Origin of the sequence: Halomonas sp. MES3-P3E (assembly GCF_002836035.1) — a bacterium.
Taxonomy (GTDB): domain Bacteria; phylum Pseudomonadota; class Gammaproteobacteria; order Pseudomonadales; family Halomonadaceae; genus Vreelandella; species Vreelandella arctica.
In genome coordinates this window covers 1-365 of sequence record NZ_PJBT01000163.1, presented here as the reverse complement: position 1 = coordinate 365, position 365 = coordinate 1, and the positions used below count along the sequence as shown (strand labels likewise).

Below are 365 nucleotides of genomic sequence, written 5' to 3'. Positions count from 1 at the left end.
CTCGTTGGCATCCGTCATCACGGCAATAACATCATCATTGGGCAGTGGCGCCTGCTCGGGGTCGACGAATATCAGCCGCCCAGGCGGGTACTCGGGCATCATGCTTTCACCCACCACGCGCAGCACAAAGGTTTGCGCGCTGGCGCCAGGAGGGCGTGGGTACCAGTTGGTGGTTTCTGGATCTGTATTCACTTCGCACACTTCTGACCACGCTCCCGCCTGCACCCAGCTTATTTCTGGACACATCCCCTCTAGGGCTGGAGCTTCAGACACAGTCCGCCCGATCCCGCTTGCGTTGGCATACATCCCAACAATGGCGCCTTTTGCGTAAGCGGACCCGACGCCCGCTTCAGATGGGCGCACAG

General features: G+C 60.3%; 1 protein-coding gene. It reads right to left on the bottom strand.

From position 1 onward, the window contains the following. Positions 1-273: S24 family peptidase (locus tag CXF87_RS12475; protein WP_232774917.1), on the bottom strand; the 273-nt coding region annotated here is incomplete at its 3' end. Between the last annotated feature and the right edge of the window lie 92 nt (positions 274-365).